Origin of the sequence: Muriicola sp. (assembly GCF_041567615.1) — a bacterium.
Classification (GTDB): Bacteria; Bacteroidota; Bacteroidia; order Flavobacteriales; family Flavobacteriaceae; genus Muriicola.
The window spans coordinates 1-9,233 of record NZ_JBFGBM010000106.1 but is presented as its reverse complement, the minus strand read 5'-3'; the positions used below and the strand labels follow the sequence as shown (position 1 = coordinate 9,233).

10 protein-coding genes are annotated in these 9,233 nt (G+C 50.0%); 3 read left to right on the top strand and 7 right to left on the bottom strand.

Features of this window, described 5'->3' with window-relative positions:
• The 5 genes from ABYP73_RS08465 to ABYP73_RS08445 form a co-directional block, all read right to left on the bottom strand.
• A partial coding sequence (locus ABYP73_RS08465; RefSeq protein ID WP_372974032.1) for a DUF3078 domain-containing protein occupies window positions 1-697 on the bottom strand: 697 nt, incomplete at its 3' end.
• A gap of 39 nt (window positions 698-736) precedes the next feature.
• Complete coding sequence (locus ABYP73_RS08460) at window positions 737-1,066, bottom strand: YegP family protein (RefSeq protein WP_188370228.1); 330 nt, start codon at window positions 1,064-1,066, stop codon at window positions 737-739.
• Between the two features lie 60 nt (window positions 1,067-1,126).
• Window positions 1,127-1,945, bottom strand: coding sequence for a mechanosensitive ion channel domain-containing protein (locus ABYP73_RS08455; protein ID WP_372944553.1), 819 nt, complete (start codon window positions 1,943-1,945; stop codon window positions 1,127-1,129).
• A 22-nt stretch (window positions 1,946-1,967) separates the two neighbouring features.
• Window positions 1,968-2,159 carry a hypothetical protein gene (locus ABYP73_RS08450; protein ID WP_372944554.1) on the bottom strand — a complete coding sequence of 64 codons (192 nt, stop codon included), beginning with the start codon at window positions 2,157-2,159 and terminating at the stop codon, window positions 1,968-1,970.
• A complete protein-coding gene (locus ABYP73_RS08445; protein ID WP_372944559.1) occupies window positions 2,159-2,761 on the bottom strand; it encodes an RNA polymerase sigma factor in 603 nt (200 codons plus the stop codon). Before ABYP73_RS08445 ends, ABYP73_RS08450 begins: the two co-directional genes overlap by 1 nt.
• Before the next feature lie 666 nt (window positions 2,762-3,427).
• Here ABYP73_RS08445 and ABYP73_RS08440 point away from each other — a divergent pair.
• Window positions 3,428-4,519 carry a hypothetical protein gene (locus ABYP73_RS08440; RefSeq protein ID WP_372974031.1) on the top strand — a complete coding sequence of 364 codons (1,092 nt, stop codon included), beginning with the start codon at window positions 3,428-3,430 and terminating at the stop codon, window positions 4,517-4,519.
• Here ABYP73_RS08440 and ABYP73_RS08435 read toward each other — a convergent pair.
• Both ABYP73_RS08435 and ABYP73_RS08430 read right to left on the bottom strand, forming a co-directional pair.
• Window positions 4,505-5,968 (bottom strand): transporter substrate-binding domain-containing protein, encoded by a 1,464-nt coding sequence (locus tag ABYP73_RS08435; protein ID WP_372944556.1) that lies wholly within the window; start codon window positions 5,966-5,968, stop codon window positions 4,505-4,507. The two genes, ABYP73_RS08440 and ABYP73_RS08435, sit on opposite strands and share 15 nt — an antisense overlap.
• Window positions 5,969-6,033: 65 nt before the next feature.
• Window positions 6,034-6,771, bottom strand: a complete 738-nt coding sequence (locus tag ABYP73_RS08430) for a sulfite exporter TauE/SafE family protein (protein WP_372944557.1) — start codon at window positions 6,769-6,771, stop codon at window positions 6,034-6,036.
• 85 nt (window positions 6,772-6,856) lie between these two features.
• Between ABYP73_RS08430 and ABYP73_RS08425 the strand changes: the two genes are divergently transcribed.
• Complete coding sequence (locus ABYP73_RS08425; RefSeq protein ID WP_372974030.1) at window positions 6,857-8,668, top strand: sodium:solute symporter family protein; 1,812 nt, start codon at window positions 6,857-6,859, stop codon at window positions 8,666-8,668.
• A 13-nt stretch (window positions 8,669-8,681) separates the two neighbouring features.
• Window positions 8,682-9,233: acyltransferase family protein (locus tag ABYP73_RS08420; RefSeq protein WP_372974029.1), on the top strand; the 552-nt coding region annotated here is incomplete at its 3' end.

The window sequence follows — 9,233 nt, the reverse complement described above, 5'->3', positions numbered from 1 at the left end:
GGGAGAGGTTACTCTTGTAGTTCATCGCTCCCAGCTTACGGGTATAGTCGGCCACGATCTTGGCTCCGAGGGAGGAGTTAAAGATGGTATCCTCGCTGCTGAAAACAAAGTTGTAGTTCAGGGGATGGATTACCACTACCAGGTTGTCCGACGGTGTCCAGGTTCCCCCAACCCCGATGTCCAAATAACCAGGGTCATTGAAATTATTGAGGATGGTGGTACGGTATTCCCCAAGGGTGGAAACTGCAAAACGCTGGCTGAGCCTCCTTCCGTAAAGGGATGTGATATTGAAAACATCTGTCGCTTCCCGGAAACTATCCGAGTCCGTAGGGTCGTCCTTATCGTCCAGCTTCACCCACTGCAGGTTCACGTTGGCCGAGTTTCTCCAGAAGAATTTATCTTCTTTGAGGTTGGCAAAGGCATTGACCGTAAAGCCGATGTTACCTGCCGAGTTATTCGGGAATCCCTGGGCATACCAGTTGCTGAAGTTCGACAGGTTGACCCCGATGGTACCAAAGGCACCGGTCTTCCAGCCGGGCAAGGCATCGATCTGGGCCTGTATGGCATTGGCTCTGCCCTGAATGGCCGCTATGGAATCCTTTTTGGTCTTGAGTTCTGATTTGAGTTCCGCCTCCGTCTGGGCATAAGTACATATCCCGGCGAGAAGAAGTAACGTCAATAATCCGATTTTTTTCATCTCTCTAGTATTTGCTGTTTCTTCTTGATTTTCTAAGGTTTAAGATTGGTCATCTATGGTGGCGTCCGGCGCATTTTTCTTGACGGATGCGATCCCGTTTTCCATCCCGTTGGTATTGGAATACATTTCGCTCGTTCCGATGATCTGCCCGTTACGCGCCTTCATATTGAAGTAAGGGCTGCCGTTCTTGGCGGTCCTGCGGTCGAAGCGTTTATCTTCAGCGGCATTGTTCATGACCGAATGGATCCCCTTTTTGCAGCTCGCCTTGGTTTTGTAGGTCTCACTGCTTAGAATCACCTGACCGTTGGAGGCTTTCAGATCGAATTTAAACTGACCTGACTTCGTTTTTCTGATTTCAAATTTTCCCATTTTTAAGAATTAAATTGTTAATGATACGAATTGTTTGTTAATATGAATGAAAAAGTTAAACTATTGTAATTCCACTTTGCCTTGGACTAGGTCTTCAATAGGGATGACGATCTTCCCGTCTTTGGTCCTGATGGTGACCAGGATCCCCTCTATCGCTTCGATCGTCCCCTCAAACTTCTTGGTCCGGACCTTATCCCCCACGGCATAGGTCTTTCGGGCATAGAAGGTCTGAAGTAGTTTACCGACTATATCCCTGGAGCCAAGCCCTAGCCCGATGGCAAATGCCAGGAGGAAGGCTCCGATGATAAGGGTAATATTGCTGGTAATGATCTCTGTGTCTATCCCGGCCTGGTTGAGGGCGGTGATCAGCACAAATACGATAATCATGTAGTAGACGATACCACTGACGATCTTGGATCCGCCCATTCCCATGGAATCAAATACACTTAACAGGGCTTTCCTGACCAGCCTGGCGGCGTAGAGTCCGATCATAAAGATGACCAGGGCACTCAACAATACAGGCAGGTAATGAAGCAGGTTGGAGATCTCCGCAGAAATGATGGTGAGTCCCATTACCTCTGCCGCGACGATGATGAAAGTGATCCACAGGATCCCCTTGACAAAGCCGAGCAGGATCCGGATCACGTCTACTTTGATCTTGCTTCCTTCTCCAAACAGTTGGGCTTCATTGATCTTATCAGAGAGGTTGTTCACCCTGGCGAGCTTTAAGATCTTCTTTATGACAAAACTGATGATCTTGATGATTAGCCACCCCAGGATGAGTACGATGATGGCCCCGATGACCCCCGGCAGTGCCGAGACGATATCCTGTATGATGGTTTTTAGTGAATCTGTGGCTAGGCTTCCCAGTGTTTCCATGTTCTTGATGAGTTTAGTGAGATTATTTGTCTTTCTTATTTGTTTTAAACAGGCTGGCCAGCATTTGCTGTGTATTCACGGTAAAGAGGGAGGCCAGGTCCATGATGAGCTTGGCCACAGCCACGTCTTCCATCACCTTCTTTTTTAGGCTGGGGGGCGCCTCAAGGATACGCTTGCCAAGATCTTTGAACGGGTTTTGCATGTTTTCTGCCATCAGGGGAGTGCGTTATAGATTGCTAATGTTTTTGCCTTGGCCCTTTTCAGCCGCATCTTTACGGCGCTCTCTCCCAGGTCTAAAAGAGCGCACAATTCTTTGACGGATACGTCGTCCTGGTATTTGAGAAGCAGCAGGGTCCTGTCTTCGGGCGGGATCTTTTGCAACACAGACTTGAGTTTGTCTGACCTCATCTGGAAGAAACTCCTGTCTTCTACTTCCACGGCCAGCTGGCGTTCTTCTGCATCTATCGTTTTGGATTGCTCCCGGATCTTACGATCTTTATTCCGCGTCACATAATTGACGCAGAAATTATAGGTAAGGGAATAGACCCAACTCGAAAACTTCGACTTTCCCCTGAAACCTCCCAGCTTGATATAGATCGTCAGAAAAACGTCCTGGGTAAGGTCCTCAGCTTCATCTTCCGAATTCGCAAAACTCCTGCATTTGGTGTATACCCGGTCTGCATACCGATCGTACAAAACCCCAAAAAGTAAAGTGTTGTTGGTATCCACGATCTTTTCTACCAGTTCTTCATCACTGAGAAGACGAATGGAATCATCTGCCGCCAGGGCCGACCTCTGCCGGTCCCCGATCACCATCAGGATCAGATGTTTAAGTACGTTCAACATGGTGTTCGGTTGGGAGAATGAGATCGTCGTAAGAGAAGACGACAATCATTTCAGGAAATCGTCTTTGATCTTTTTCATCTGTGCCTGCAGCAGAGATTTCATATGGTCCGGAATCATTCATTCCCATAAGTTAAGACCCCATTTTGTTTAACAGGTCACATTGCGCATAGTTTTATTCGGAATCACCTCGTCTGAGGAGGGGCATTTGTTGGAATGGAATGATCTGTTCTCCATATCACATAAAGTAAAAAATCCGGCCTTCTTACAGCCGGATTTTCTATTGTTCACCGATTTCATTCTCCAGTCATCAGGTGCCAAAAGCCATGACCAACCGTGCAATCCTTTATTTGACAGGTACTGTAGTGTCAAATTGATGCAAGGAGGAAGCTAAGTAGAGTTCGGCTTCTTTGGCTAATTCAGCAGAATACTCCTGGTAGGCCATTATTGTGAGCGTGATCAACGCTATCAGAAACAATCCCGTTATTATTCTGGCACTGAATAATCGTACAGTTTCATCCATCAGTTCACTTAATTGGTGTGCATTAAAGTTAAACAAAAGCCAATAAATTAACAAAGCCTTAACAGGGGAAACTTTTCAACAATCCGGCAAGACTTCCTTCTGAAGCTCATACAATTATGCGTATCTTGAGAGCTGAGACCATCAGAATGAAAACGATCCGGAAGTGCCTGGTAATGCTGACGGGCCTGTTGGCTTTCAGCCCTGTTTTGTTTGCTCAGGAGGGCATAGAAGGTGGCCTTGGAGATGTATTGCCTGAATTATTCAGGACTGAAGCCCCCCTTCAAATAAAGCTCAGGTATTCCAACAAGTTCCTTAAGCGGGAGACCAATGACAGCACCTACCTCGAATCCATGATATGGTTCTCCCGTGGTGATCTTTGGGATTCCTTGCCGGTTAACCTGAGGGCCCGCGGGAATTTTCGAAGGAAGACCTGCTATTTTGCTCCCCTCAAGCTGAAGTTCAGAAAATCGAAAACCGCCTCAACCCTGTTTGAAGGAAGCGAAAAACTGAAAATGGTGCTCCCCTGCCAGCTCGATCGCAATACAGGGGATTATGTCCTAAAGGAATATCTGGCCTACAAACTCTACGAAACCATTGCCCCCTATCATTTCAAGACCCGGCTGACAGAAATCTCCTTGTTCGAAGAGAGAGGCAAGCGAGAAGTCACCCACGAATTTTTCGGCTTCCTCATCGAGGATATGGACTATCTCTGTGAAAGATACGGAGGGCAGGAACTCAAAAGGCTGGTACACCCTCTTCAACATGACGACGAGGCTTCGGTTTTTAACGCCTTTTTTGAATTCATGATCGCCAATACAGACTATTCCACCAAACAGCAGCACAATCAGAACCTCTTGTTCACGGAGAAGAGGATCATCCCCGTACCCTACGATTTTGACATGTCCGGACTGGTCAATGCACCTTACGCTGCCGTGACCAATATCCAAAACCTTTCAGGCTCAATTACCCAGGTCACTGACCGTATCTACAAGGGTTACGAAAGGGACCCGGACATACTGGATGGGGTCAGGCGGGAATTCCTCGGCAAGCGTTCCGAACTGATGGCCGAGTTGGACGAGATCGAATCCTACTTTCAGGACATAAACCAGTTCCGGGAAGCCCAAAAATTCCTGGAAGCGTTTTTTGAGATCCTGGAGGATGATAAGAAGTTCGAAAAGCAGATCCTGAATCGCCTAAGAACCCGCTAGGCTCAGGTTCTCAGGTTCTTCTCTGTCGATAAATTTACGGTAATGGTCGTATCGCTGGAAGATCTGTTCCACGTACTTAAAGGGTTCTAGGCCTCTCACATACCCGTATTTCACGACTTCGTGGTTGTAGTTCTGAGGAAAGCTCAGGGCGAGGATCATCTTATCCACATGACCGTCCCAAACCGTGTCCTTCAGCCCTTTTACCTGTGCCAGGTTCTGGGCGTCCAGCACATGACTGTAGCCGCAATTATAGGAGGCCATCGTAAATTTGATGCGCTGGATGGAATCGTTCACATGGGCAAAGTTCTTATAGAGCTGGGCCAGGTAGCGCGTACCTGCACTGATCACCTCCCCGGCATCTGCCGTGGCGGTAACGCCAAGCTCTTCAGCCGTCTCAGGCATGAGCTGCATAATACCCCTGGCGCCGGTCCAGGACTCGGCTTCCGGATCGAATCGTGATTCCTGATAAATGAGGGAGGCCAGGAGTCGCCAGTCCCACCCCAATTTCCTGGAATTCTCCTTTATGATGGGGTCATATCGGCTAATCTGTTTTTGGTTCAGGCTGTAGAACGGACTGTTGACCCTCCTGCGAAAACTCCGTTTGTTCTTGAAGTATTTGTTGTAGATTACGTAGTAATCGTCCTGCTTTTTCTCCTTGCGGATCCACTGGTTCGTGGCCTTCAATAATTGCCTGGACCCAGGCCTGAGCGCCCAGGCGATCCGTTGTGAAAAACTCAGGGGAACTTCCACATCGAGGTCGGGATAGTAGGATGCATTGATACCGGCCAGGTTCTTGTCGGCCAGGGTGTATTTGATCTCCCCGTCGGCTACCATCTTGATAATCTCGTCCGTCGTGATATTTCCTCTCAGCGTATCGATAACGATCTCTCCTCCGATCTCCCGGGAAAGGTTCCGGATCCTTTTAAAATAAGATGAATTTTTTCTGACAGAGACGGTATCGCCTATGAGTTCTATGGGATCGCCTATCATGGCTTCCCTGATCTGATCTCTGGTCATCTGCCTCCATCCTTTGGGTTTGCGTTGAACGAGAACCTGTTCCGTGAGATAGAGGTAGTCCGAAAATGCCACCTCCTGTTTTCGCTCGGTTGTGATGGCCAGGCCATGTGCAACGATATCCACCGAACCTCGCCTGAGCTCATTGAGCATTTCATCCAGGTCTCCCGAGACATGCAACTCGAGCTCCACACCCAGGTCGTCTGCGAGCCGCCTGAGCAGCTCATACTCATATCCCATGGGCTGGCCGCGGTACAGGAAATAACTGGTAGCGCTATAGGCGATCAATGCCCTCAGCTTGCCTTCTGCCTGGATCTCCGCAAGGTCACGACGTGCTGCCAGCTCTGTTTGGTCTCCTTCCCTGCCCAGCCTCAGATCCTTGCAGGAGCTGAGTAAAAGAGCGAAGAGCAGCAGGTATCTCCAAAGATTTTTCATGATCCTATTACGCCCTGCTGATAGGGCAGCAAAGCTGAGGTAAATTACTAAATTTTGATAAATAACTATCTCAGCAAGAGGATGAGGGCACCCAGGGCTGTAAGCAACAGGATCATTTTTCGGTAGAATCCTTCCCGTATCACCCTGACGAGTCTGACCCCCAGGAATAATCCCAGGGCTACCCCCGGCAGGAGCTTGGCATTTACCAGAAGGGTCTCCGGCGTGATGGTCTCCCACACCAGGATGTGGAAGGGGAGTTTAAAGAGGTTGATAAAAAAGAAGACCCAGGCAGCAGTACCGATGAATTCGTTCTTGGGCAGTCTCATCGCCAGGAAAAAGATGTTGGAAAAGGCTCCCGCCAGATTGCCGATCATGGTAGTGATCCCCGCCAGGACACCCATAAATCCCGCAAAACTCCAGTGGGTGGGGACAACCTTTGAGCGCCGCAGGTCCCACCATGTCATCATGGCCACGCTGCCCAGGATCACAACTACCATCCAGATCTTGAAGGTCTCCTCCGGCAGGTCATTCCCGAGAATTACGCCTATCACTACCCCACTCATCATCCACGGCAGGAACCTCCTGATGTAATGCCATCTTGCGTGTTTGTTGTAGTAGATCACCGCAAATATGTCGCCCACTACAAAGAGGGGCACGAGGAGACCGGTGGAGGCCCTGGCCCCGAAAGCAAGGGCCATAAGAGTGATAATGATCACGGCGATCCCCTTGATGCCCGACTTGGAGATCCCCAAGACAACGGAAGCGATAAATGCGAGTATCCAGGAAGTGAGGCTGATTTCCAAGGCGATGGGTGTATTTCCCCTAAGAGGGTCGGATAAAGGTATCCCAAAAAATAATATCTTTAGCCACTGACCAACGGATGACCTTATGGAATTAAGCACCCTTGACTATGGTTTTATCATCGTCTTCTTTTCCACAGTACTGGCCATAGGGGTCATTGTTTCAAAAAAATCAGGCAAGAATACCTCAGAATTCTTTCTCAGTGGGCGCACCATGCCCTGGTGGCTATTAGGCCTGTCCATGGTGGCGACTACCTTTTCGACTGACACTCCCAACCTGGTCACGGACATCGTCAGGACCAATGGGGTCTCGGGGAACTGGGTCTGGTGGGCCTTCCTGATCACAGGTCTTCTGACAGTCTTTGTCTACGCCAAACTCTGGAGGAAGTCGAATGTAAACACCGACCTTGAGTTCTATGAACTCCGATACGGCGGTGCTGCTGCGAGTTTTCTCAGGAAGTTCAGGGCGATCTACCTCGGGGTGATCTTCAATGTGATCACCATGTCCGCCGTGACCCTGGCGGCCATCAAGATAGGGGGTATCATGCTGGGGCTCGAACCCTGGCAGACCGTGATCAGTGCCGGACTCATTACAGTAATTTTTAGCGCACTCGGGGGGTTCAAAGGGGTGGTCTATACGGATTTTCTCCTGTTTTTTGTGGCCATGTCCGGAGCCATAGGGGCTGCCTACTACCTGGTGAATCTGCCTGAAGTGGGTGGGATCGCCTCCCTGATGGCGAATGAACACGTCTCTGACAAACTCTCCATCCTCCCGGATTTTAGCAATACCCAGGCCCTGATTACCCTGTTCATAATTCCCCTTGCCGTGCAGTGGTGGAGTTCGTGGTATCCCGGGGCAGAACCGGGCGGTGGGGGTTATATCGCCCAGCGAATGCTCGCGGCCAAGAACGAGAACCACGCCATTGGCGCTACCTTCTTTTTCAACATCATGCATTACGCCCTGCGCCCCTGGCCCTGGATCCTGGTGGCCCTGGCTTCCCTGGTGATCTATCCTGATGTGGCCAGCATTCAGGAAGCATTTCCCTCCATTGCGGATGACAAACTCGGGCACGACCTGGCGTATTCCGCCATGCTTACCAAATTACCCAGCGGTCTGCTGGGCCTGGTCCTCGCCTCCCTGATCGCGGCCTATATGTCTACCATCTCCACCCAGCTCAACTGGGGGTCCTCCTATATCGTCTACGATTTTTATAAGCAACAGATCAATCCACAGGCATCCGAAAAGAGACTTGTGGCCGTGGGTAGGATCTCTACTGTGGTCCTTATGGTCTTCAGCGCTGCTCTTGCCCTATTGCTGCAGAATGCGCTCCAGCTCTTTGAAGTGTTGCTCGTTTTCGGGGCCGGGACCGGACTCATCTTTATCCTGCGCTGGTTCTGGTGGAGGATCAATGCCTGGAGCGAGATCACAGCTATGTTCGCCTCGGGGATCATCTCCCTCCTCCTGAAACTGACTCCTGTTGGACCTTTCTTCTTCGCCCCCAGCACTGGGATCTTCCCGGATTGGTCTGAATACATCTTTGTGGTGGTGATCACCACGGGGATCTGGATGGCTGCCACCTTCCTCACCCAGCCCGAATCCAAAGAGGTATTGAGGTCCTTCTACATGAAGATCCAACCCGGAGGCCCGGGATGGGCTAGGGTGATCAGGGAAGCTGAAAAAGACCGACAAAAGATCGTGAACACAGATGAAAAATGGAGTGTCCCTAACGGGATTGCGGCCATGCTTCTCGGCTGTGTCCTGATCTATACCATCATGTTCTCTACCGGGTACTGGATCTATGGAAAATATTTGCCCGCTACCATCCTGACGGTGATTGCGATCGTTTCAGGGGTCCTCCTTGCCAGGGTCTGGAACAAAATGAAAGGAACCATATTATAAATCAATCTGAATTATGAAAGAGAGGATCATTTCCGTGGATATTTTCAGGGGACTCACCATCGCCCTGATGATCCTGGTGAATACCCCGGGGACCTGGGAATTTGTCTACCCCCCTTTGCGCCACGCCGAATGGCACGGTTATACCCCTACGGACCTGGTCTTTCCCTTTTTTCTCTTTATCGTGGGGACCTCCATCGTATTCGCCTATCGCAACAAAGAACCCAATATGGCCACCTACAGGAAGATCTCGGTGCGTACGCTGAAACTCATCGGTCTTGGGCTGTTCCTCGGGGCCTTTACGATCACCCTGCCCTTTATTAAAGAGTTTTCAGAGATTCGTTTTCCGGGGGTGCTCCAGCGGATCGGGGTGGTCTTCTTCTTTGCGGCCATCCTCTTCCTGAATGCCAACTGGAAAGTGCTTCTGGGGATCTGTATGACCATCCTGGTAGGATACTGGATCTGGCTGGGCTTTGTGCCTTTTGACGGGGCCGCTCCTGCCTTTGACAGGGCACCCAATAACTGGGCGAATTACATCGACCTGCAGGTTTTTGGCAGTCATATGTAT

Coding starts and splice junctions, on each gene's coding strand:
- ABYP73_RS08450 (WP_372944554.1), bottom strand. CDS start 2,159: ATGGCAGAAAACATGCAAAACCCGTTCAAAGATCTTGGCAAGCGTATC.
- ABYP73_RS08460 (WP_188370228.1), bottom strand. CDS start 1,066: ATGGGAAAATTTGAAATCAGAAAAACGAAGTCAGGTCAGTTTAAATTC.
- ABYP73_RS08425 (WP_372974030.1), top strand. CDS start 6,857: ATGGAATTAAGCACCCTTGACTATGGTTTTATCATCGTCTTCTTTTCC.
- ABYP73_RS08440 (WP_372974031.1), top strand. CDS start 3,428: ATGCGTATCTTGAGAGCTGAGACCATCAGAATGAAAACGATCCGGAAG.
- ABYP73_RS08455 (WP_372944553.1), bottom strand. CDS start 1,945: ATGGAAACACTGGGAAGCCTAGCCACAGATTCACTAAAAACCATCATA.
- ABYP73_RS08445 (WP_372944559.1), bottom strand. CDS start 2,761: ATGGTGATCGGGGACCGGCAGAGGTCGGCCCTGGCGGCAGATGATTCC.
- ABYP73_RS08435 (WP_372944556.1), bottom strand. CDS start 5,968: ATGAAAAATCTTTGGAGATACCTGCTGCTCTTCGCTCTTTTACTCAGC.